The sequence below is a fragment of the Rhizobium sp. YAF28 genome, assembly GCF_052113285.1.
GTDB lineage: Bacteria > Pseudomonadota > Alphaproteobacteria > Rhizobiales > Rhizobiaceae > Rhizobium.
On record NZ_JBFRCX010000001.1, the window covers coordinates 746,980 to 767,532 of the forward strand.

Below are 20,553 nucleotides of genomic sequence, written 5' to 3' on the forward strand. Positions count from 1 at the left end.
GGTAGAGCCGATTTGCGTCGGCGAGGCAGCATGTAGCAAAAGCCTCAGACGGACACAAGCGCGATGTGACAGTTTTTTTTAAAAGCTTGCCACAGGTGTGGATTACGCGGCGCGGGACATTGAATTTACAAGAGAAAAGGGCCGGAAACCGGCCCTTTCTTAGATCATGTCAATGCATTGCGCGGCATGCCTCTGTGCGGCTTGCACCGCTATCGGCACCTTTCTGACGCGAGCCTTTCGGGCCGATCATGCTGTGGCAATCCGGAAGCGGCTTGATGCTGGCGGTCGCGGTGTTGTCGACTTTCGCGGGCTTAGACATCGCGGCAGGTGCGAAGCCGTCGCTGTCATTCGTATAGTCGCTGGAATAGGCCGGGGGGGCCACACGCGTCGGGTAGTGGACGGGCTTTGCCGGCGCGACCGGCGTCTGGTAGAGGCCATCACCATCGTTGGAATAATCGTCCATAAATTTCGGCTGCGCGAAAGCGGCACTTGCCATGCTGACGGCAAACAGGGTGGCGGCGACGGCGAATTTCATGCGCATGGGTCTATCTCCTCAATCTGTTGTTGAATTCAACAACGCAAAACCAACCCTCGGCAAGATCGAGTCCGCTCCCCAATTCGGGCAATTTTGTGAGAGTGATGACAGCCATCTTGCGACGTTTTGTCCAAATGAAATCACATATTTGTCAATGTTCTTGAGGGGCGCGTTACCTTAGCCGGCACAGTTAATTGCCTGAGATGTCAGCGCTTTCGCCAACATGACAATCCTGCAATCTTTAATTGATTAACTATTTGTAATTTTAGAGACATAAAAACCGGAAAGCAGGTCGCTTTCCGGTTTTGAAATGCGGCAACTTTGTGTTTTTCGGCCTTAATCCTCGTTCGGGATGTGGGCATCGACACCTGTCATCTGCAGCCGGTTGCGCACGCGACGAACACCATCCACCGACAGGGCGGCGAGCTCAACCTTGCGGGCAATGCCGATTGTTTCGACGGAACCCTCCAGCGTCACGGTATGGCCGTCGGCGTGAACTTCCACACTGTCGATATCCACGTCAGGGATGTTCTCCAGAGTCTCGGTCACGCGGGCTTCGAGGTCGTCACTCTCGTCGCGGTCGATCGTATCGGGCTCAAGCGAATCCTTCAGGCGGTTTTCATTGCCATCCTCATCCGTGCCATCGATGCGGAAGCCGCTATTGCGGTCGCGGTCGAAATTAGCCGAGGTTTCGCCATACGCACGGTTTCCGGTTGCCTCAGCCCTTGCGCCGCTGCCGTCGGCATAGGGCCAGCCGTCATCCAGATTGCGTTCTTCGAAGTCGCGGTAATCCTCTTCGCGGGAAAGCGGGGTCTTGTCATCGATCTTTGACTTTGCCATTTCCGTCTCCTTCCGGGTTTCGTTCTGCAAGGCAAACGCCGCAAGGGTGCTGATGGTTCGGCCGATCGTAGCAGGACCTCAGCTTTTCGTCTTTTCCCATTTCCTGATCAGCCGATCACGCTTCAGCCGTGACAGGCGCTGCAGCCAGAAAATTCCGTCGAGCTGGTCGACTTCGTGCTGGATACAGATGGCGAGGAAGTCCGATGCCTCTTCTTCGTGCTGATGGCCATCCAGATCCTGATAGCGGAACCTTATTGCCTTCGGGCGCGTGACCTCGTCCGTTGCGCCGGGCATGGAGACGCTGCCTTCCATATGAACCATCGTCTCGTCCGAAAACCACGTGATCTCGGGATTGGCGTAGATGCGCACGTCATCCGCCTTGTCGAGCTCCAGCACCGTCAGACGCTGGAAGACGCCGGTATGGGCAGCGGTGATGCCGACGCCGGGGGCTGCGCGCATCGTCAGCAGCAGATCGTCGGCAAGCTGCGACAGGGCCGAATCGAACACCGTCACGGGGGCACAGACCGTCTTCAGGCCGGGATGCGGATAGCGGAGAATCGGGCGGATCGGCACAGCTAAGCTTCCTTTCGGCAAATGGCAGCGGAAACTATAACCGACCGCAGGCATTGTCATCAGAAAGCATAGGTTTGCGCTTTACGGCAGAAATGCTTTCGGCTAGCTGGTCAATGAGAATTCCGACGGCCGCAAGGGCAGGGCGGAATTCGCTTATCCGCTTGTTGACAATGCATTTTCAGCCGACATTCTCGAATGCGGCTCGTTAGTCTTTGAAATCAAATTGAGATGCGAGGGCGGCATATGACGACGACCGACACGGAAGACCGCAATCGCAGACGTCCGGCCGACGGGGACGTCGACATCTACAACGAAGACGGCAATGTGCGCAGCGACTTCCTGGCGCGCCTGGGTGCCGCCATCGCCGACCGCGACACGCTGTTTCTTCGCCAGAATGTCGCGCGCCTGCACGAATCGGAAATAGGCGACCTGTTGGAATCGCTGCAGCCGGATCAGCGCCTGGCGCTGGTGCGCCTGCTCGGCGACGATTTCGACATGACGGCGCTGACCGAAGTGGACGAGACGATCCGCCGCGAGATCGTCGACCAATTGCCGAACGAGCAGATTGCGGCTGCCATCGGTGAACTGGATTCGGACGACGCCGTCTACATTCTCGAAGATCTCGACCAGGAAGACCGGGAAGAGATTCTCGCGCAGCTGCCGTTCACGGAGCGCGTGCGCCTTCGCCGCGCGCTCGATTATCCCGAAAGCTCCGCCGGCCGCCGCATGCAGACGGAATTCGTCGCCGTACCGCCATTCTGGACGGTCGGCCAGACGATCGATTACATGCGCGACGAAGAGGATCTGCCTTACTCCTTCTCGCAGATCTTCGTCATCGATCCGACCTTCAAGCTGCTCGGCGCGGTCGATCTCGACCAGATCCTGCGCACCAAGCGGCAGATGAAGATCGAAACCATCATGCGGGAAACGAACCATCCGATCCCCGCCGAGATGGACCAGGAAGAGGCTGCCCAGCTCTTCGAGCAGTATGACCTTCTCTCCGCAGCCGTCGTCGACGAAAACGAACGGCTCGTCGGCGTGCTCACCATCGATGACGTGGTCGACGTGATCCACGAAGAGGCGGACGAAGACATCAAGCGCCTCGGTGGTGTCGGCGACGAAGAACTGTCAGACAACGTCATCTCGACCGTGCGTTCGCGCTTCCTGTGGCTGCTGATCAATCTCGGCACGGCGATGCTGTCTGCCAGCGTCATCGGCCTGTTCGACGGCTCGATCGAGAAGATGATCGCGCTTGCGGTGCTGATGCCGATCGTCGCCTCCATGGGCGGCAATGCGGGCACGCAGACCATGACCGTGACGGTGCGTGCGCTCGCGACCCGTGATCTCGATATCTACAATGCCGGCCGCATCATCCGCAGAGAGGCGGGGGTCGGCATACTGAACGGAATGCTCTTCGCCTTGCTGCTGGGCGTGATCGCCGGCACCTGGTTCCACAATTACCAGCTCGGCGCCGTCATCGGAGCGGCAATGATCATCAATCTGATTGCAGCGGCGCTTGCCGGCATCCTGCTGCCGCTGCTGCTCGACAAGATGGGAGCGGACCCGGCAATCGCCTCGTCCGTATTCGTCACGACCGTCACCGACTGCACCGGCTTCTTCGCCTTTCTCGGCCTCGCGACATGGTGGTTCGGTATCTGAGCAGATGCCGAAATTGACTATTACGTAAAAGTCAATATTATGCCGGGTCGATGACGGGGATGAGATGTTAGTGAACAAGTATTATACCATAACGGAGCTGACGCGCGAATTCGGAGTCTCGACGCGCACGCTTCGCTTCTATGAAGACGAAGGTTTGATCCATCCGGAGCGCCGCGGACGCACGCGGTTGTTCCGGCCTGCCGACCGGCGCCTCATTCAGGAAATCCTGCGCGGCCGGCGCATCGGCTTCACCATTGCTGAAATCCGCGAAATCATTCAGGTCTACAAGGAGCCGCCGGGCGAACTTGGCCAGATCAAGCTGCTCATGAAGCGCGTCGACGAAAAGCGCGAAGACCTGCGCCAGAAGCGCAAGGATATCGACGAGACGATTACCGAGCTCGACAATATCGAGGAGGCCTGCCTCGGCCGCCTCGCCGAGATCGGCGTCACCACCTGATTATTGTTGGGGCTCGGGCTGTGACTGCGGCGCAGGCTCTATTTCGGCGCTGCACTGGCTTGCAAGCGCCATAATCCGCTCATCATCCGCCTTGACCTCGCCGGCCTGGAACGGCGCGAAGAGTTGTTGCGCCTGCAGCTGATCGAGCGTGCACTGGCAGAAGCCGCGGCAGAGCGCTTCGCCCTGCTCGACCGTGCAGGACGTGTTGCATTGGCGCAGATAGGTCGCGGCCGGATCGGGCTTTGGCGGCGCGACGATGAAGGTCAGGCCATAGGCGATGGCGATCAGCACCGGTTGGTGGATGAGGTAGAAGGCGAGGCTGTGGCGGCCGAGGCGCGCGAGCCATGTTCCACCCGTGCCCAATGATGCCAGCTTCTGCGGCAGGTTCGTACGGAAGGAAAGACGCGCGAGGCCCATGCCGAGGAAGAAGGGCGTTGCCCAGGGGAAGAGTGGCACAAAATCGTTCGACCGGTCTGGCGTGGCCGCAAAGCCGATCCAGGCCAGATATTTCGGGTCGAACAGGTGCGAATCCAGCACACCGGGCATGACGAAGGCATCGGCGATCCAGGCGACGAACAGTGCCAGCGCGACGAGCAGGGTCACGGGCAAGGGTAGGCGCAGGAAGACCACACCGATCAGGCTCAGAACCGCGATGGAATGCAGGATGCCGAAATAGATCCATCCGCCGGGCACGAAATAGGCTGTCGCTGCCGATATCACCACGGCCGCGCCGGCGATCATGGCGAAACGCTTCCAGAAGGAAGGCCAGCGGATGTCCGGCCGGCTGGAAAGCACAAGACTGACACCGACGATGAAGAGGAAGGTGGTGGCGATCGCCCGGGCATAGATCTTCAGCCAGCCGCTCTCGGCCGTTCCGGGCGTAAGGTAGCCCATGAACTCCAGATCCCAGCTGAAATGGTAAGTGGCCATGGCAATGAGCGCCGCGCCACGCACCGTATCCACAAGGCCTATACGCGGCGGTTTTGCGGCAGCCGCCGCTTCCGTTGCCGACACTATCATTCACAATCCCTCGGACAGCTCATCACCGTCACTCGCTGACGGCTTGTTGCGCTGAACAGGAGAAAGGTGGAGATTTGGTGGCGGGTTTGCGTCCATGATGGCGAGGCGCGCTTCCGAAAAGAATTGCCGGCGGGTAAGGACGAAAACCACGATTGATGTCGTACCCATAAAAACATAGGGGTTAATGAACCAGCCGAGATAGCCGATCGACAGGAAGATCGCCCTGAGACCCTCGTTGAAATGGCTGCCGGCGATGACGTTCATGCGGATGACACGCTCCGCCGCCCGCTCGGCGGCAATGATGTCCTTTTCCGTATCATGCACCATCGGAATGCCGCCGAAGAGAATGGTGCAATAGTTGAAGAGGCGGTAGGACCAACCGAACTTGAAGAAAGCGTAGCCGAAAAGGGCAGCAAGGCCGCCGACCTTCATTTCGAAGACGGCGTGGCCACTGTGGAAGACGAAAGGCAGGTCGGCGAAGACCGCATCCACCTTTTCCGTGGCGCCGAGCAAGGCGAAGCAGCTGCCGATCGCGAAAATGGATGTGGAAGCAAAAAAGGCGGTGCCATTTTGCAGCCCGGCCATGATCTGGGTATCGATCATCTTCAAATCGCGGCGCAGGGAATTATATATCCATTCACGCCGCCGCTCTGCCATGGCATGGGTCAGGCTGGTGCGCCCGAAGAAGGTCTGGCCGTGCAACAGCCACGAATAGCCCATCCAGATAAAGATAAAGAAGGCAAGCGCGATATAATCCGCCGTCGTCATCATCAGTGATTCATTTCCCGCATCAAACGTGGCCACTCTACATATGCATGCGATTGCTGCAATGACCGGCAAAGATGAGAATGACTAGCAAGATGGGCCGCTTCGAACGAGAGCCTTTCCCGGTCAGCTTGAAGCATTCTGCCGGAGCAGGTTTTCGTCAGGGCAGAAGCGATTGGCGAAGGGCATACCTCTGGGGTATGTCCGAGCCGATCGCTTCTGATCCTGGCGGAAAGATGCCCGGCCCTTCGGGTTGGCTGAAACGGGCCGCCTGATCGACCGGCCGGCTTGGCCGTAGATCTGGGCTACGACGCGCGCCGGCCGGTCGATCATCCGACTCCGTTTGAGCCAACAGAATGCTTCAATCTGACCGGGAAAGGCTCTAGTGTCCGGCCGGATGTCGCACCGGTTCAAGGCGATGTCGGTCCGCCACGCGGATGCGGAACCGGGCTCGCATAGTGTGCATCGTGAAATTTAAAAGGCGCTTCCATGTTTCTTTCGGTATTCGATGTGTTCAAGATCGGTGTCGGGCCGTCGAGCTCGCATACGATGGGGCCGATGACGGCTGCCAACCGGTTCCTTGAACTCATCCTGTCCAACGAATGGCCGCGTCCTTCCACCGGCGCACAGGTGGCCGCCATCAAGGTCAGCCTGCACGGTTCGCTCGCCCACACAGGGATCGGCCATGGAACAGGCAGGGCGGTCATCCTCGGCCTGATGGGCGAGGCGCCCGACAAGGTCGACCCCGATCGCATGGATGCGATCATCAATGGGGTGGAAAAGAGTGGCCGGATCACGCCCGAGGGGCATCCGGCCTACCAGTTCCAGCCGAAGACGGACCTGATCTTCGACAAGAAGCAGCCGCTGCCGGGTCACGCCAACGGCATGAGCTTCTCCGCCTATGACAAGGACGGTCGGCTTCTCGTCAAGCGCATCTATTATTCCGTCGGCGGCGGCTTCGTCGTTACCGATACGGAGCTGGAGCAGATGCGAGCGCGCAAGAAGACCTCGCAAGGCAATTACAAGGTGCCTTACCCTTTCGCCAGTGCCAAGCAGATGCTGGAAATGGCAGAACGTTCCGGCCTGTCGATCGCGCAGATGAAGCGCGCCAATGAGGAAAGCCAGCGCAGCCGCGAGGAGCTGGATTCCGGCCTCGACCGCATCTGGGAAGCGATGCGCTCCTGTATCGAGCGCGGGCTCAAGGTCGAGGGCATCATGCCCGGCGGGCTGAACGTCAAACGCCGGGCCAAGCATATTCACGACAAGCTGCAGGAAGAATGGCGCAGCAACCGCGTCAACCCGCTGCTCGCCAACGACTGGCTCAGCGTCTATGCGATGGCAGTCAACGAGGAGAATGCTGCCGGCGGACGCGTCGTGACCGCGCCGACCAATGGCGCGGCAGGCGTCATTCCCGCGACGATCCGCTACTACGAGCATTTCCACGAGGACTGGGACCGGAACGGCATCCACGACTATCTGCTGACCGCAGCGGCGATCGGCGGCATCATCAAACACAATGCGTCGATCTCGGGCGCGGAAGTGGGCTGTCAGGGTGAGGTCGGCTCGGCCGCCGCGATGGCAGCAGCCGGCCTCGCAGCCGTCATGGGCGGCACGCCGGCCCAGATCGAAAACGCCGCGGAAATCGCGCTCGAACACCATCTCGGCATGACCTGCGATCCGATCGCCGGCCTGGTGCAGGTCCCCTGCATCGAGCGCAATGCGCTGGGTGCGGTGAAGGCGGTCACGGCCGCATCCCTCGCAGTAAAGGGCGACGGCCAGCATTTCGTGCCGCTTGACGCCTGCATCGAGACGATGCGCCAGACGGGTTACGATATGAGCGAGAAGTACAAGGAAACCTCGACTGGGGGCCTTGCCGTCAACGTCGTAGAATGCTGAGTTTGTGGACGCCCGTTGCTTCCTCCTTGACGCTGCCGGTCAAAAGGATTTCAACGGCAGCATGGCACTAAATCTCATCAAGCTCTGCGTCGGCTGCGACTCGATCGAAGACCTGCGCGAATGGGTGGCAGAACGGTCGTTGCGCGCCATCGCCGCTGGACTGGAACCGCATTCGGTCCATACGACCCGCATGGTACCGAAGCGCGTGGAAGAACTGCTCGACGGCGGCTCGCTCTATTGGGTGATCAAGGGGCAGGTACAAGCCCGCCAGAAGATCCTCGATATCCAGACATTCACGGACGGTGAGGGGATCGGCCGCTGCCATCTGGTGCTCGGTCCTGAGGTGATCGAAACCTCGGTGCAGCCAAAGCGGGCCTTCCAGGGCTGGCGTTATTATCCTGATGAGGATGTGCCGCGCGATCTCCACAGTCTCGGCGCCGGTATTGCCGAAATGCCAGCAGATCTTCGCCGCGAGCTGTCGGAACTCGGATTGCTTTAAAGCCGTTTGTTTTTACGCAAAACCGCTGCGCACTGCTGGAATTGCTTTGACGCCTCAGCGCAAACGCAGCACGACCGGCGAATTGCCATCGGGCGACGTGATGTGCAGGTGGATATGCGCCTCCGGCTGCGAGTAGCGCCAGGCGCGCGCACCGTGGCACAGCAGCAGGTTGATGAGATCACGGGTCTTCGGCGACTTCGCTCTTGGGCGCTGCAGCCCGATTTCGGCAAGACGCAGCGCTGCTTCGTGCAGCGGATGCAGGCCGGAACGGCCCTTGTTGACCGCCCGGCGCCCTGCAGGCGCATTTGGAATATTCTCGTTGATCGACATCATCTTCCTCGTACGCAATACAAATCGAACTAGGATCGACTGCCGGCGGCGCGAACACCGCAGCCGGCAGGCGGGAGCGCCGCCAAATCATTCATAGGCAGCGCCGGATATCTCATTGAGCAGCCGCCCAGCACTTGACGCCGGCCTTCTTCAGGGCCTTGCAGGCGTTGACCGCATCACGCTGGCCATCGAAGCCGCCGAAACGTGCGCGGTAGATTTGATCGCCGTCATTGGCATAGGCGACGGCGAAGGGCTTGGCGGAGCTCAGCGCCTTGCCGCCCTTGGCCTTGGCGTTTGCCAGGAGGTCCATCGCCATTTCACGACTGGAGGAAACGCCGATCTGGACGACCCAGCCGGATGGCTGTGGCACTTCCTTGGCGGCAACTTCCTTTGCCGGGGCAGCCTTGGTGGAGGCTGTCGTCAACTCGTCGACGGAAGTGTCGCCCTGTTCCGGCGGTATATAGGCAGGTGCCGGCGTCGGCACGGCGACGGAAGCCTGTTCCTGCTGCTGCTTGATCGGCACGGTCTTGACCTTGGTCGGAGACGGCATCGGCTGCGTCAGCAAGGGATTGTTTGTCTTGGGTGCGGCGGTTTCCGCATAGGCAACTTCGGTGCTAGCCGTCTGATAACGGCTGTCCGGAAGCGGACCCTTGTGCGGCAGGCCGAGATCGGCAGCGGCTGCCGTGACCGGCGGCTGATTGGCTGTGATCGTTTTCTTTTCAGCCACCTGGGCAACCTTGGCAGGGGAAACCGGAGCAGGTGTTTCGATCATCTCGGGCATCGGCTTCGACTGGGCGACAAGCGCGCCGCCGCTGCTGGAAGCCTTCGGCATGTAGGTCGCGAGCAGATTGCGCATCTGCGAGTCGCGGGCAGGGGTGGATGCACCGCCGAGAACCACGCCGACGATCGACTTGCCATCAGCCTGTAAGGAACTGACCAGATTGAAGCCGGCGGCGCGGGTGTAACCGGTCTTGATGCCATCGACGCCGCGCACGGAGCCGACGAGACGGTTATGGCTGCGGATCACGCGGTTGCCGAACTTGAAGGCGCGGGTGTTGAAATAGCCGTAATATTGCGGGAAATGCTGGCGAAGGGCGATGCCGAGGCGGGCCTGATCGCGGGCCGTCGTCATCTGCGCGGTATTCGGCAGGCCGTTGGCATTGCGATAGGTCGTGCGCGTCATGCCGAGCGCATGGGCCTTGGCTGTCATCATCTGGGCGAAACGATCTTCCGAACCGCCGAGCATTTCGCCGAGGGCGGTCGCAGCATCATTGGCAGACAGCGTCACAAGGCCGAGGATACCCTGTTCGACGGTGATCGTGCCGCCGGCGCGCACACCAAGCTTGGTCGGCGCCTGGGCGGCAGCGTGAGCGGAGAAGGGGACGGGCGTATCGAGGCGGATGCGACCCTGCTCGAGCGCCTCGAATGTCATGTAGAGCGTCATCATCTTCGTGAGCGACGCCGGATATTGCAGACGGTCGGCATTCTCGCTGTAGAGAACATTCCCCGTCCGGGCATCGACGACGATACCGGCATATTTCGGATTTGCAGCTTCCGCTTCGGCATTGACCGAGTCGACCGCGACGATCGCGATAGCCATCGAAAGGATCGTCAGCACCTTTGCGAGGAAACCGGCAGACCGCGGCGATGATACGGAGGAAATTGACCTTGACACTATTCCACTCTTCGCTTGCATTTTGGATATTCGGCGGGTCACGCGCCCCCTACTGCGTAACCGGCTGTCTTGGAAAACTACCGGTTCAGCGTTACCAATCCGTTTATGATGAATCGTTTCTTCAGACATTTGCGGGGATTTTAGCGGAGTGTTGCAGACCGGCTCACAAGCCGGCTTCCCACAAAAGTCCTGATCGCGGCATCAATATGGTCCCAGTCGGCCAAATGACGGCTCGAGAACCGGTAGAGCACACTTAAATCCTTGCCGACCTTGATATCGCGCTGGCAATCGCCGCTGGTTGCCATTTCCGCAGACGAGGGCAGGACGCAGCGCACGACGTAATCGGCGCTTCCTTCGCGCGGCGCGGTCAGCAGCACCTCGCCGTTGTAGCCGGCATCGGCTCGCAGGCGGTGCAGCGTCAGGCCATGGGCAAAGGTTTCCGAGGCACCATCCATCAGGTGCGAATAGATTGGCTCCAGCCGGCCCGACATGTCCCGCGACATCGTGCCTTGGGTGATCTGCAGGAAAATCAGGCCTGACGATTGGGCAACGTCGTCGAAACGCTGGCGCGTTTCCTTGCTGTAGCCCTCCATTTCCGGCCAGGTGAGATAGAGATCGACCCGTTCGGCCGTGCCGTCATGACGTTCGCTGGGGAAGCGAATCGTGTTGGCAGGCAGGCCGACCGTGTCGAGGCCGATGGTGAGCGTGATCCCGGCAGTGCTTTCAGTATTGCCCGCAAGCGAGATGTGACGGCCGAACCAGCGGCCGGCAACGCTGATCGCAACCGTCAGCAGCGCCAAGACCGCAATCGTCGCCGTGACGCGAACCAGGAAGCGGGTCGAAAGAAGGGGCTGCTCACCAGGGTGGCCCACGGCGGAATTGCTCATCGTCGTCCTCGGATATCGGGCCGCCGTAAGAAAAACGCGAGTCGTCGGTGCCGGTGAAGAATCTCCTGATGAGGATGGAGCGGCGGGAGTTAACGGGCCGTTAACTCAACCAAAAGGAAGTGCCACAAAAGAAGCGAGCCGTTCCCGGGACAGCGGGAACGGCTCTGGGCGCCGGTCGGGACGGGGATGCGGGGACTGACCGGGGCCGGTATGCCTGTTACTTCACGCTACCGACAGCGACGGCGCGGCCGTCCTGCAGCTTCGTCCAGCGGGCCGGATCATCGGCGGACTGGCGCTTCAGGTAGGTGTATTCGGTATCCGACCACAGCAGCACCTTGTTGCGCATATTGTCGAGAATGAAGTCGCCGTGATCCGTACGCACGGTCAGCACCGCATGGCCCTCGCCATTCGGCTGCAGCACGACAGTCATCAGCGTATCTGATGGAGAGAAGCCGGCATCGATCAGCATCTTGCGCTTCAGCAGCGCGAAATCCTCGCAGTCGCCGACAGTGCGCGGATAGGCCCAGCGCTCCTCGACACCATAGATCTCCATGTCCGTCATCGGTTGGATGGTCGAGTTGACGGTGTAGTTGACCTTGAGGATCTCCTTCCAGCGATCCTCGGTCAGGATCGCCGGGCCGGCATCGCCGCCGGCATAAGCGCATTCACTCGGATTGGTCTGACAGAATTCATAGTGCCCGATCGGCGGGCTCGCATTGCCTGCAAGTGTCATGCTGGCGGGTGATGCCTGTCCTGCGCCCGCCATTGCCACCGTTACGCTAACGGCCAGAAGGCCGCTCTTCAGTAGATTTCGAATTGACATTATCGTCTCCCCGTTATGAGGACGACAATGACACGGACGTTTTTATCTCACGCAAAATTACGCAATCAAATTAATGGCTTAGTTTATTCAAAAGCGCATCGAACTTGATTCAAATCCACATCGAATACGCTTAAAATTAAAAGCGCATTCGTCTCGAATTCGATTAAAATTGAAGGATTGGGAAAAAGGCTTTCGGGCGGGAAATGGCCGAAAAACGGACAGGCTGTTAACGATTTTCGATAAGCCGGATAAATTTCTGCAACAAGCTGCAGTGGGGATGGCGGCCGGCGGAGATCCGATTGAAGCGTACAAACAGGCGGAATCGCCGTGCAGAAAGCCGATTTCGCCTTACGTCCCGATTTTCCGCCGTAAAAATAATTTCGTCAGGGATCGCGGAATCTGTTCGTCGCAGCGACGATTGCGGCGGCAATATCCGCATTTGCAGTCGAATGGGCCGCCTTTGGCAGCACGATGAACTCGGCGCCCGGCCATGCGCGGGCAAGTTCCCAGGCGGTGACAAGCGGTGCTTCCATGTCGAAGCGTCCGTGGATGAGAAAGCCGGGGATGCAGGCGAGGCGATCAGCATTCTTCAGTAGGATGCCGTCTTCGAGCCACGCGCCCTCGCGGAAATAGTGGGTGATGATGCGGGCGCGCGTCAGAAGGTAGCGCGGATCGGACCAGCGCCCGGGCAGACCGGCGGGATCGGCAAGAAGGATTGTCGCCGCTTCCCATTCATGCCAGTCGCGCGCCGCTTTCAGCCGTACCTGCTCTTCGGGATCGTTGAGGAGTTGATGATAGGCGCTCACCCTGTCGATGCCACGGAGCTCCGGTGGCAGCGCCTTGCCGAAACGGTGCCATTCCTCGGGAAAGAGCGGCGCCATGCCGCGATAGAGCCAGTCGATTTCGGAACGCCGTGTCGTGGTGACTCCTGCGATAACTATGCCGCTGACATGATCCGGATGGGATTGCGCATAGGCGAGCGCCAGCGTCGAACCCCAGGAATTGCCGAAGATGATCCACTTTTTCACGCTAAAGAGGCTGCGCAGCCTCTCTATATCCTCGATGAGATGAGCGGTCGTGTTGCGGGAGAGGTCGGTCGCGGCGTCGGCGGCATTCGGCAGGCTGCGCCCGCAATTGCGCTGATCGAAGAGGATGATGCGGTACACGGACGGGTCGAAATAGCGGCGTGCAGCGGTGGAAAAGCCGGAGCCTGGTCCGCCGTGCAGGACAAGCGCCGGCTTGCCTGCCGGATTGCCGCAGGCCTCCCAATAGATCAGGTTGCCGTCGCCTGTATCGAGCAGGCCGTGTTCATAGGGTTCGATTTCCGGAAACAGGACCGACATGACCGTGCCGCTTGCTGAGGTGCGCTGTATCCTTCAAGTCTGTGACGGATAAATGACAAGAGTGGCGGCATTCTATGGCATCTGCCACACGGGATGCAGGAGATTATTCAACCCAACACTGAAATTGTCAGTCCTATCCCGTGTAGTACAGGCCCGAAAACCGGGCGCAAAACCGCTGATCATTTTTGCTGGAATTGGTTTCTTGTTTTACGCAATTCCGGGCGCAACACCGCGGCGCACTTTTGCTGGAATTGCTTTAGAGAAATTCGCGCAACGTCTCGCGCGACTGGACCGACAGGAACTCGATCGCAACACCCTCCGAGAAGTGGCGAACGACGCGGCCGCGCATGTTGCCGAGGCGAACAGGCGTGCCGAGCGGCGGGCGCACTTCGCAATCGACGGCGGCGCCCGAGAGCGAAAGGTCCATGATGCGGCAGGTGTAGCGCGTGCCGTCTTCGAGCGTGAGGTCGGTCTTGGTCTCGCGCGGGGTCAGACGATCATGACGGCGATCTTCCGGCAGGCCGAGCTCGTGTTTGTTGGCAAGCCAGGTGAGCTGGGCCGCGAGCTTCTCGCGCTTGCGCTCGGTGGCGTTGATCGACATGGTGAAGCCGCGCATATCGACGGTCTGTACATGACCTTCGACGCGGCCGAGATGGTCGATGTAGGCGACGATGCGTTCATTGGCGCGTGGGCGGCCGGCGCAGGTGACATACATGTCGCCGGGCGACATATCGATCACCACGCACTCGAATTCCTCGTAGTTCGCAAGCATCAGCCGGCCCTGCATATTGATGGGCACGCGCTGGAACACTCCCTGTTCTGGGCGCGGCGCAGGCCGGTGCGTCTGAGCGGGCTGGAACGAGTGCATCAAAGGGCTTCTTTATGAAATCGCTGAGCCCAATCCTTACCTGCAATCCCTTAACAGAAGGTTGTGGAACGAGCCGCCGCATAACCCTAAAGTACTATGGGCGGCGACCCAAAATGCGACAGTCAGCGAGCGGCTGCCCCATGCAGGAAATGCGACATGGCACGCAGCATGGCGCGGCCGAACGTGGCCTGTTTTTCGGTGGCGACCTCGACAGGGCGACGCGGTTCGGCCTCAGCCGTGCGGCCGAACTTGTCGTGCAGCAGCCGGCTGCGATCGAGGGCGAGAAGCTCCAGCGGCACGATCTCCAGCCAGCTTGCAGCGGCGGCAGGCGCGATGGCGCCAAGCAGCCGGTCGCAGCCACCTTCGGGCGAACGCAGCGGCATCATGATGATCTCAAAGGCCGCATGATGGCCGGCGGTGCTGTAGCCCGTCGCGTTGAAAAGCGTTGGAATGGCGTGAGCCATGACGCCCTGTGCCGTCTTTTCGATATCCTCGTGCTGGCCGTTAGCCCAAAGGGCGGAGAAACGCTCGCCGCGCAGATCGCGGCCAAAGAGATCGCAGATCTTGGTGCCGGCGAGGCGGAAGCGGATATGCCGGTCTGCCGCCGTCTCCAAGATGAAGAGGCTCGACAGGAGATGAGGGATCGCGCCGGGCTCGATCTGCGATTTCAGCGGTGCATCCCGCCCGCCGCGCAGTGCATTCCAGTAGTCGAATATGTCGATCGTGATCTGAAGGCGCATGGCAGTGTCTCATTTCGGTTCATTGGGGCGCGGTTTTCGCCCCTTCACCTTCTACCTTGCGGATTTCATGCCAAATCCGGCGAGTTAAGGTTAAGAAAGGGTTTCGCTTGAGTGCCGGGACCTGTCATGAGACCGTCTCTCCATCACTTCGAACAGTGAAGTTCTGCACAGGACTGCCAGGGGGAGGGGCATCCTTCGGGGAACCCAGGCGAGCCGTCCGGCCAGTTCCGGACGGCTTTTTTTTTGAAGCTGGCTCCTGTATGGCTGTGACCTCCAACGAGGCGAGATGAGCATGAACGAACAGACGTCCGGGCCTGATCAGGCTTTCCAGCCTATGCAGCCCGAACCGCCGGCCAGGCCGCCACGCCAGCCGGTTTTCAATCTTCCGCCTGCGCTGTTTGCCACCCTGCTGCTTCTGATCCTGATCTACGCCGGGCAGTCACTACTGTCTCCCGACGGGCTTTCCTGGTTCCTGTTCAACTTCGGCTTCATTCCGCTGCGCTATGCTGTTTCGCTTGCAGAGCAGGGCCCGCAGCTGTACTGGACGCCGGTCACCTATTCGCTGCTGCACGGAAGCATCGAGCATATCGTCTTCAACGGCCTGTGGCTGATGGCCTTCGGCGCGCCCGTCGTGCGCCGCATCGGCGCGTTCCGCTTCATCGTCTTCTGGATTCTTTCCTCTGTCGCCTCGGCGGCCCTGCATGCGGCCCTGAACTGGGGCAGCGAAGGGCTGCTGATCGGTGCATCGGGTGTGGTCTCGGGCCTCATGGGCGCGGCCTGCCGCTTTGCCTTCCCCTCCGGGCGGCAGATGGTCCGCCCCGCGCACCTCAATCCGCGACTGTCGGTGCTGCAGGCGATGCAGAGCCGCACGGTGATCATCTTCACGCTGTTATGGCTGGTCGGCAACGCGCTGATCGCCGTCGGCATCCCGCTCGTCGGCGACGGCAGCCAGGAGATTGCCTGGGATGCGCATATCGGCGGTTTCGTCTTCGGCTTCTTCCTTTTCGCTCTCTTCGACCGGAAACTGCCTGAAGAACCCGTGCCCCATCCTGACGACGAGTTGCAATCCTGACCCAAGCAGTGCACCATTGATCAATCCGCGATGGGAGGAGAAACCGCCGCGGAGCCTGTGTTCCCGACAAGTGTTTCACTTTCGCCATGGGAGGTACAAATGGCCAGTTCCGTCAAGGCAATACTCGATCTGAAGGGTCGTGACGTCGTCACCACCGGGCCGAACACCACGGTTGCGGAGGCGGCTTCGATTCTGAGCAAGAAGAAGATCGGCGCGATCGTCGTCGTCGGCATGGAAAACAAGATTTCCGGCATGTTCACCGAGCGCGATCTCGTGCATGTCATCGCCAAGTCCGGCAAGGACGGGCTAGATCAGACGCTTTCTTCCGTCATGACCTCGAAGGTCCTCCGCTGCAACGAGCAGACCTCGGTCAACGAGCTTATGCAGCTGATGACCAGCAAGCGTTTCCGCCACGTTCCCGTGGAAGCCAACGGCAAGCTTGCCGGCATCATTTCGATCGGTGACGTCGTGAAGTCGCGCATCGCCGAGGTCGAGCGAGAAGCCGAAGAGATCAAGGCATATATTGCAAGCTGAGTGACTCTCTATTCTACGCAATTCCGAACGCAAAACCGCTGCACACTTTTGCTGGAATTGCTTGGGCGTCAGGGGTGCCTGGCGTAGAGTTCCTGCATACGCTGCAGCTCGGGCAGCCTTGCCCGGGCTTCTTCATAGCCACGTTCGATGGCTTCCCCCGCCCGATGGAATTCCGACAGGCCGATGTCCGACAGGCGCGGCTGCAGTGAGATATCGGGCGGATCGCCGGCAAGGCGCGCTCGCGCGATACGGTCCTGAATGATGTTGAAGGCCTGCACCATGACGCCGGTCATGCCCATCCTGGCGGCATAGGGCGCATCCCTCTGCTGCTGCACTTCGGCAGGCGAGAGGCTGGCATTGTGGCGAACGACGGCGGAACGGCCGTAGAGATCATAGTTGAGGTTGACGGCGACGACGAGCGGCTGCTCGTAGCTTCGGCAGACGGAAACCGGCACGGGATTGACGAGCGCGCCATCGACCAATGTGCGGTTATTGCTGCGCACCGGCTCGAAAATGCCGGGCAGGGCGTAGGATGCGCGGATCGCCGTGATCAGCGAACCATTGGCGATCCAGACTTCGTGCCCGGTGTTGACCTCGGCCGCGACGGCGACAAAGGGCCGGTCGAGATCCTCGATCGTCAGTCCTTCCAGATGTTCTTGCATGCGTTTGGTCAGCCGCATGCCACCGAAGAGGCCGGAGCCGCCGATCGTCAGGTCGAGCAGGCTTGCGATGCGGCGCATAGTGAGCGAACGAGCGAAACCTTCCAGCTCGTCCAGCTTGCCGGCCAGATAGCAGCCACCAACAAGCGCGCCGATCGAGGTGCCAGCGATCATGCCGATCTCGATGCGGGCCTCATCGAGCGCACGCAGCACGCCGATATGCGCCCAGCCTCGAGCGGCGCCGCCGCCAAGCGCCAGGGCAAGCTTTGCTTTCTTTTCGGGAACGGCGAGCACGGGAGAAACGGGCGTATCATCACGCACCGCCAAGCCGGAACCGCCCCCATCGGAGCTTTGACGATTCATACTCCAGCCCAACATGGCGTTCCTTCCTCCCGGCAGAACACTGGGTTCCTATTAACCGCCCCGAACCCTTTCCAAATTGTATATAGAGACGACCGGCGTCGCAATAAGGAGCAGGTGGCTGGGATATTTGGCCTATTTTCCGTAGATGTCCTTGGGATCGAAATGCAGGTCGTCATCGACGATGGTCAGCATGGGCTTTCCATTTTCCAGGGTGACGGTGCGGTAGAAGCACGAGCGGCGGCCCGTGTGACAGGTCGCGTCATGGCCGGCGACCTCGACCTTCAGCCAGATGGCGTCCTGATCGCAGTCGGTGCGGATCTCCTTGACGGTCTGGAGATTGCCCGAGGTCTCGCCCTTCTTCCAGAGCTTGCCGCGCGAGCGGCTGAAATAGTGGGCGAAGCCGGTCTGGATGGTCAGCGCCAGGGCCTGCGCATTCATATGGGCGACCATCAGCAGTTCGCCATCACCGGCATCGGTGACAATGGCCGCGATCAGACCGCGATCATCGAAGCGTGGCGTGAAATCGCCAGCATCCTCCAGCTCGGATTTGTCGTCCGACGGCCGATTGAAAATCAGTTCACTCATCGCGGCCCTCCTGAGGGAGCTGATCTCAGCGGCCCCTTACCATTGTCATGAATCGGACCTGATCGGCCGGTTCAGTCTTGAACGTTCCAGTAAAGGTTGTCGTCAATGTGGTCGAGCCCTGCTTCTGAACGCCGCGCATGGCCATGCACATATGTTCGGCCTCGATCATGACGGCGACACCGCGCGGGCGCAGCGTCTCATCAATGGCCTTGGCGATCTGCGAGGTCATCGTTTCCTGCGTCTGCAGGCGGCGGCCGTAGATTTCGACGACGCGGGCGATCTTGGACAGGCCGAGAACGCGTCCGTCCGGCATATAGGCGACATGCGCCTTGCCGATGATCGGCACCATGTGATGTTCGCAGTGAGAGAAGAAGGGAATGTCCTTCACCAGCACCATGTCGTCATAACCGGCAACCTCCTCGAAGGTCCGGCCGAGCACGTCTTCCGGGCTCATCTCGTAGCCGGCGAAGAGCTCGCGATAAGACTTGGCGACGCGGGCAGGCGTATCCAGCAGGCCCTCACGCGACGGATCGTCGCCAGCCCAGCGCAGCAGGACACGAACGGCGTCCTCTGCCTCCTGCTGGGAGGGGCGATCGGATTCACGGGCGGTCTGCGGAAAATTCTTGACGATGGCGTCCATATTCAATGGTCTCCTGGTCCGCAACGCGGACCTTATTCGGACTAGCCACTGGTACCCCAAGCGGGAATTCTTGCACCTTTGGCAGGCTCCGGGGCTTTCCAGGCTCGCTTTCTCGAACCCTTCCGGCACGGTTTCCCAATCAAACTTATCCGGGGCCATTGCATTTCAATGGCCCTCGAACGACATACATATAGGAAGACGACCCTGGTATGTAAGTATGCTGTCGTTTGACTGTGTGTTTTTTGTTTACATGACAATCACATAGGAATTAGCGTCGCTTTTAGGCGTTTTTGGAGCCAAATCCGTCATGGATGACATCTATAACAGCAAAATCCTCGAATTTGCCGGCAATATTCCTCTGACCGGCACGCTTGACGATGCGGATGCGAGCGCCCAGGCGCATTCCAGGCTCTGCGGCTCGAAAGTGCGCATCTGGCTGAAAATGGATGGCGATAGGATCAGCGCCTTTTCGCATGACGTGAGGGCCTGCGCCCTCGGCCAGGCCTCCTCCTCGATCATGGCCCGCCATGTTGTCGGCGCGACATCAGGCGAAGTGCGCAAGGCGCGCGAGGATATGCTCGCCATGCTGAAAGCGGATGGCGAGGGGCCAGATGGACGGTTCGCCGACATGCGCTATCTCCTTCCCGTGCGTGATTACAAGGCGCGTCATGCCTCCACCATGCTGACCTTCGACGCCGTCGTCGATGCCATCGGCCAGATAGAGGCAAAGCGCGCTGAAACCGTCGAGGCGTAAGCTATGTGCGAATTCTGTCTGCTGCGCGAAGAAGAGGAAGACGAGGGCGGTGCCGCCGCGCCGAAGCCTCGCGCCCGACCGCTGCAGAGATTTTCGCGCAACTACCAAGGCCCGTTCCGCAAGACGCCTGACCGGCTTTTCGGCATGGGGCTCATCCGCCTCTATCAGCTGACGCTCTCCGGCTTCGTCGGCAATTCCTGCCGGCATATCCCGACCTGCTCCGAATATGGCTATGAGGCCGTCGCCCGCCATGGGCTCTGGGCCGGCGGCTGGATGACGCTCTTCCGCGTCGGCCGGTGCGGTCCGGGCGGCACAAGTGGGCTCGATCCGGTACCTGACAACCTCGAATCCCGTTTCCGCTGGTTTACGCCGTGGCGCTATTTCGGGCTCGGGCGGAAGGAGGCATAAGGTGTGTACCTTCATCGCACTTCTGCACAGCATCGTCCTGACCTCCGAGCGGCGCGTGATCATGGAAGATCTGCGAAAGCTTGCCGAAGAGTTGGGCTATCGTGAACCGCGCACGCTGGTCTCCACCGGCAACCTCGTGTTCGAGGCAGATGAAATGCGGCCGCACGAAGTCGAAGAGCAGTTGGAGGAGGCTTTTGAAGAAAAATTCGGCAAGCATGTCGATATCATCGTGCGCAGCGACTGCACCTGGATGGCGCTCTGCAGCGCCAATCCCTTCAAGGACGGCGTTGGCGACCAGGTGATCGTGCGCGTCAACCGGCTGCCGATCGACCCGGACAAGGTGGAAGCGCTGAAGCCGCTCCTTGCCGAAGGGCAGCGGATGAAGCTTGTCGGTTGCGATCTCTGGATCGATTTCCACGGCAAGCCGAGCCAATCGAAGCTGCTATCGGCGCTCACGACCAAGCGCATGGGCGTGGGGACGATGCGCAACTGGAACACAGTGCGCGGCCTTTTCGATATGGTCCTCTAGGCTCGCTTCTCCTTTACTCAGACACCAAATATCAGTATCAGGCGGCAGCGGCATTCCCGGTGGATGACGCTTCCGTTTCAACCACCCGCATTCGTTGGC

Annotated in this window: 23 protein-coding genes and 1 pseudogene; 9 read left to right on the forward strand and 15 right to left on the reverse strand. The window is 60.2% G+C overall.

What is annotated here, in order from left to right; genetic code table 11:
• Positions 1-169: 169 nt before the first annotated feature.
• The 3 genes from AB4Z13_RS03890 to AB4Z13_RS03900 form a co-directional block, all read right to left on the reverse strand.
• Positions 170-541: a hypothetical protein gene (locus AB4Z13_RS03890; protein ID WP_439015045.1), complete on the reverse strand. Its 372-nt coding sequence runs from the start codon at positions 539-541 to the stop codon at positions 170-172.
• 330 nt (positions 542-871) lie between these two features.
• Positions 872-1,375 (reverse strand): BON domain-containing protein, encoded by a 504-nt coding sequence (locus tag AB4Z13_RS03895; protein ID WP_439015043.1) that lies wholly within the window; start codon positions 1,373-1,375, stop codon positions 872-874.
• A 78-nt stretch (positions 1,376-1,453) separates the two neighbouring features.
• Positions 1,454-1,948 carry a peptide deformylase gene (locus tag AB4Z13_RS03900; protein WP_439015041.1) on the reverse strand — a complete coding sequence of 165 codons (495 nt, stop codon included), beginning with the start codon at positions 1,946-1,948 and terminating at the stop codon, positions 1,454-1,456.
• A 243-nt stretch (positions 1,949-2,191) separates the two neighbouring features.
• On the opposite strand from AB4Z13_RS03900, the gene mgtE reads away from it, so the two are divergent.
• Both mgtE and AB4Z13_RS03910 read left to right on the forward strand, forming a co-directional pair.
• On the forward strand, positions 2,192-3,607 hold the full coding sequence (mgtE, locus tag AB4Z13_RS03905) for a magnesium transporter (protein WP_113323426.1): 1,416 nt from the start codon (positions 2,192-2,194) through the stop codon (positions 3,605-3,607).
• 64 nt (positions 3,608-3,671) lie between these two features.
• The gene (locus AB4Z13_RS03910; protein ID WP_037102513.1) at positions 3,672-4,064 is read left to right on the forward strand and encodes a MerR family transcriptional regulator; all 393 of its coding nucleotides are present in this window, start codon (positions 3,672-3,674) and stop codon (positions 4,062-4,064) included.
• Here AB4Z13_RS03910 and AB4Z13_RS03915 read toward each other — a convergent pair whose 3' ends face one another.
• Both AB4Z13_RS03915 and AB4Z13_RS03920 read right to left on the reverse strand, forming a co-directional pair.
• Positions 4,065-5,084, reverse strand: a complete 1,020-nt coding sequence (locus AB4Z13_RS03915; protein ID WP_442205861.1) for a heparan-alpha-glucosaminide N-acetyltransferase — start codon at positions 5,082-5,084, stop codon at positions 4,065-4,067.
• Positions 5,085-5,852, reverse strand: a complete 768-nt coding sequence (locus tag AB4Z13_RS03920) for a DUF599 domain-containing protein (protein ID WP_113323430.1) — start codon at positions 5,850-5,852, stop codon at positions 5,085-5,087.
• 486 nt (positions 5,853-6,338) lie between these two features.
• Between AB4Z13_RS03920 and AB4Z13_RS03925 the strand changes: the two genes are divergently transcribed.
• Together AB4Z13_RS03925 and AB4Z13_RS03930 are read left to right on the forward strand one after the other, a co-directional pair.
• Positions 6,339-7,745 carry an L-serine ammonia-lyase gene (locus AB4Z13_RS03925; protein WP_442205862.1) on the forward strand — a complete coding sequence of 469 codons (1,407 nt, stop codon included), beginning with the start codon at positions 6,339-6,341 and terminating at the stop codon, positions 7,743-7,745.
• A gap of 61 nt (positions 7,746-7,806) precedes the next feature.
• Entirely contained in the window at positions 7,807-8,244 is a 438-nt protein-coding gene (locus AB4Z13_RS03930) for a DUF1489 family protein (protein WP_310388143.1), read from the forward strand.
• A gap of 54 nt (positions 8,245-8,298) precedes the next feature.
• Here AB4Z13_RS03930 and AB4Z13_RS03935 read toward each other — a convergent pair whose 3' ends face one another.
• From AB4Z13_RS03935 to AB4Z13_RS03965, 7 genes and pseudogenes are all read right to left on the reverse strand, one after another.
• Positions 8,299-8,574, reverse strand: coding sequence for a hypothetical protein (locus AB4Z13_RS03935; RefSeq protein WP_310388317.1), 276 nt, complete (start codon positions 8,572-8,574; stop codon positions 8,299-8,301).
• Between the two features lie 112 nt (positions 8,575-8,686).
• Positions 8,687-10,270: a serine hydrolase gene (locus tag AB4Z13_RS03940; RefSeq protein ID WP_442205863.1), complete on the reverse strand. Its 1,584-nt coding sequence runs from the start codon at positions 10,268-10,270 to the stop codon at positions 8,687-8,689.
• Positions 10,271-10,389: 119 nt separating this feature from the next.
• Positions 10,390-11,150: pseudogene (locus AB4Z13_RS03945) on the reverse strand (hypothetical protein).
• Between the two features lie 203 nt (positions 11,151-11,353).
• The gene (locus AB4Z13_RS03950; RefSeq protein ID WP_442205864.1) at positions 11,354-11,959 is read right to left on the reverse strand and encodes a transglutaminase-like cysteine peptidase; all 606 of its coding nucleotides are present in this window, start codon (positions 11,957-11,959) and stop codon (positions 11,354-11,356) included.
• Positions 11,960-12,342: 383 nt separating this feature from the next.
• The gene (pip, locus tag AB4Z13_RS03955) at positions 12,343-13,302 is read right to left on the reverse strand and encodes a prolyl aminopeptidase (RefSeq protein WP_442205865.1); all 960 of its coding nucleotides are present in this window, start codon (positions 13,300-13,302) and stop codon (positions 12,343-12,345) included.
• Positions 13,303-13,558: 256 nt separating this feature from the next.
• Positions 13,559-14,170, reverse strand: coding sequence for a PilZ domain-containing protein (locus AB4Z13_RS03960; protein WP_113323434.1), 612 nt, complete (start codon positions 14,168-14,170; stop codon positions 13,559-13,561).
• A gap of 122 nt (positions 14,171-14,292) precedes the next feature.
• Positions 14,293-14,910: a PAS domain-containing protein gene (locus tag AB4Z13_RS03965; RefSeq protein ID WP_442205866.1), complete on the reverse strand. Its 618-nt coding sequence runs from the start codon at positions 14,908-14,910 to the stop codon at positions 14,293-14,295.
• A gap of 292 nt (positions 14,911-15,202) precedes the next feature.
• Between AB4Z13_RS03965 and AB4Z13_RS03970 the strand changes: the two genes are divergently transcribed.
• Positions 15,203-15,982 carry a rhomboid family intramembrane serine protease gene (locus tag AB4Z13_RS03970; protein WP_113323436.1) on the forward strand — a complete coding sequence of 260 codons (780 nt, stop codon included), beginning with the start codon at positions 15,203-15,205 and terminating at the stop codon, positions 15,980-15,982.
• Positions 15,983-16,081: 99 nt separating this feature from the next.
• The gene (locus AB4Z13_RS03975) at positions 16,082-16,516 is read left to right on the forward strand and encodes a CBS domain-containing protein (RefSeq protein ID WP_113323437.1); all 435 of its coding nucleotides are present in this window, start codon (positions 16,082-16,084) and stop codon (positions 16,514-16,516) included.
• A 68-nt stretch (positions 16,517-16,584) separates the two neighbouring features.
• Here AB4Z13_RS03975 and AB4Z13_RS03980 read toward each other — a convergent pair whose 3' ends face one another.
• The 3 genes from AB4Z13_RS03980 to folE all read right to left on the reverse strand — a co-directional run bounded on the left by AB4Z13_RS03980 (position 16,585) and on the right by folE (position 18,763).
• Positions 16,585-17,553, reverse strand: a complete 969-nt coding sequence (locus tag AB4Z13_RS03980) for a patatin-like phospholipase family protein (RefSeq protein WP_310388127.1) — start codon at positions 17,551-17,553, stop codon at positions 16,585-16,587.
• A gap of 117 nt (positions 17,554-17,670) precedes the next feature.
• Entirely contained in the window at positions 17,671-18,123 is a 453-nt protein-coding gene (gene hisI / locus AB4Z13_RS03985; RefSeq protein ID WP_439015024.1) for a phosphoribosyl-AMP cyclohydrolase, read from the reverse strand.
• A gap of 25 nt (positions 18,124-18,148) precedes the next feature.
• Positions 18,149-18,763, reverse strand: a complete 615-nt coding sequence (gene folE / locus AB4Z13_RS03990; RefSeq protein WP_037102484.1) for a GTP cyclohydrolase I FolE — start codon at positions 18,761-18,763, stop codon at positions 18,149-18,151.
• Between the two features lie 307 nt (positions 18,764-19,070).
• Between folE and AB4Z13_RS03995 the strand changes: the two genes are divergently transcribed.
• From AB4Z13_RS03995 to AB4Z13_RS04005, 3 genes are read left to right on the forward strand one after another with little or no spacing between them, the layout of a single operon-like run.
• Positions 19,071-19,517 carry an iron-sulfur cluster assembly scaffold protein gene (locus tag AB4Z13_RS03995; protein WP_037102481.1) on the forward strand — a complete coding sequence of 149 codons (447 nt, stop codon included), beginning with the start codon at positions 19,071-19,073 and terminating at the stop codon, positions 19,515-19,517.
• Between the two features lie 3 nt (positions 19,518-19,520).
• A complete protein-coding gene (gene yidD, locus AB4Z13_RS04000) occupies positions 19,521-19,925 on the forward strand; it encodes a membrane protein insertion efficiency factor YidD (protein WP_310388121.1) in 405 nt (134 codons plus the stop codon).
• A gap of 1 nt (position 19,926) precedes the next feature.
• Positions 19,927-20,454: a DUF1697 domain-containing protein gene (locus AB4Z13_RS04005; RefSeq protein ID WP_439015021.1), complete on the forward strand. Its 528-nt coding sequence runs from the start codon at positions 19,927-19,929 to the stop codon at positions 20,452-20,454.
• Positions 20,455-20,553 lie beyond the last annotated feature (99 nt).

Coding starts and splice junctions, on each gene's coding strand:
- AB4Z13_RS03890 (WP_439015045.1), bottom strand. CDS start 541: ATGCGCATGAAATTCGCCGTCGCCGCCACCCTGTTTGCCGTCAGCATG.
- AB4Z13_RS03895 (WP_439015043.1), bottom strand. CDS start 1,375: ATGGCAAAGTCAAAGATCGATGACAAGACCCCGCTTTCCCGCGAAGAG.
- mgtE (WP_113323426.1), top strand. CDS start 2,192: ATGACGACGACCGACACGGAAGACCGCAATCGCAGACGTCCGGCCGAC.
- AB4Z13_RS03910 (WP_037102513.1), top strand. CDS start 3,672: ATGTTAGTGAACAAGTATTATACCATAACGGAGCTGACGCGCGAATTC.
- AB4Z13_RS03915 (WP_442205861.1), bottom strand. CDS start 5,084: ATGATAGTGTCGGCAACGGAAGCGGCGGCTGCCGCAAAACCGCCGCGT.
- AB4Z13_RS03920 (WP_113323430.1), bottom strand. CDS start 5,852: ATGACGACGGCGGATTATATCGCGCTTGCCTTCTTTATCTTTATCTGG.
- AB4Z13_RS03925 (WP_442205862.1), top strand. CDS start 6,339: ATGTTTCTTTCGGTATTCGATGTGTTCAAGATCGGTGTCGGGCCGTCG.
- AB4Z13_RS03930 (WP_310388143.1), top strand. CDS start 7,807: ATGGCACTAAATCTCATCAAGCTCTGCGTCGGCTGCGACTCGATCGAA.
- AB4Z13_RS03935 (WP_310388317.1), bottom strand. CDS start 8,574: ATGTCGATCAACGAGAATATTCCAAATGCGCCTGCAGGGCGCCGGGCG.
- AB4Z13_RS03940 (WP_442205863.1), bottom strand. CDS start 10,270: ATGCAAGCGAAGAGTGGAATAGTGTCAAGGTCAATTTCCTCCGTATCA.
- AB4Z13_RS03950 (WP_442205864.1), bottom strand. CDS start 11,959: ATGTCAATTCGAAATCTACTGAAGAGCGGCCTTCTGGCCGTTAGCGTA.
- pip (WP_442205865.1), bottom strand. CDS start 13,302: ATGTCGGTCCTGTTTCCGGAAATCGAACCCTATGAACACGGCCTGCTC.
- AB4Z13_RS03960 (WP_113323434.1), bottom strand. CDS start 14,170: ATGCACTCGTTCCAGCCCGCTCAGACGCACCGGCCTGCGCCGCGCCCA.
- AB4Z13_RS03965 (WP_442205866.1), bottom strand. CDS start 14,910: ATGCGCCTTCAGATCACGATCGACATATTCGACTACTGGAATGCACTG.
- AB4Z13_RS03970 (WP_113323436.1), top strand. CDS start 15,203: ATGAACGAACAGACGTCCGGGCCTGATCAGGCTTTCCAGCCTATGCAG.
- AB4Z13_RS03975 (WP_113323437.1), top strand. CDS start 16,082: ATGGCCAGTTCCGTCAAGGCAATACTCGATCTGAAGGGTCGTGACGTC.
- AB4Z13_RS03980 (WP_310388127.1), bottom strand. CDS start 17,553: ATGTTGGGCTGGAGTATGAATCGTCAAAGCTCCGATGGGGGCGGTTCC.
- hisI (WP_439015024.1), bottom strand. CDS start 18,123: ATGAGTGAACTGATTTTCAATCGGCCGTCGGACGACAAATCCGAGCTG.
- folE (WP_037102484.1), bottom strand. CDS start 18,763: ATGGACGCCATCGTCAAGAATTTTCCGCAGACCGCCCGTGAATCCGAT.
- AB4Z13_RS03995 (WP_037102481.1), top strand. CDS start 19,071: ATGGATGACATCTATAACAGCAAAATCCTCGAATTTGCCGGCAATATT.
- yidD (WP_310388121.1), top strand. CDS start 19,521: ATGTGCGAATTCTGTCTGCTGCGCGAAGAAGAGGAAGACGAGGGCGGT.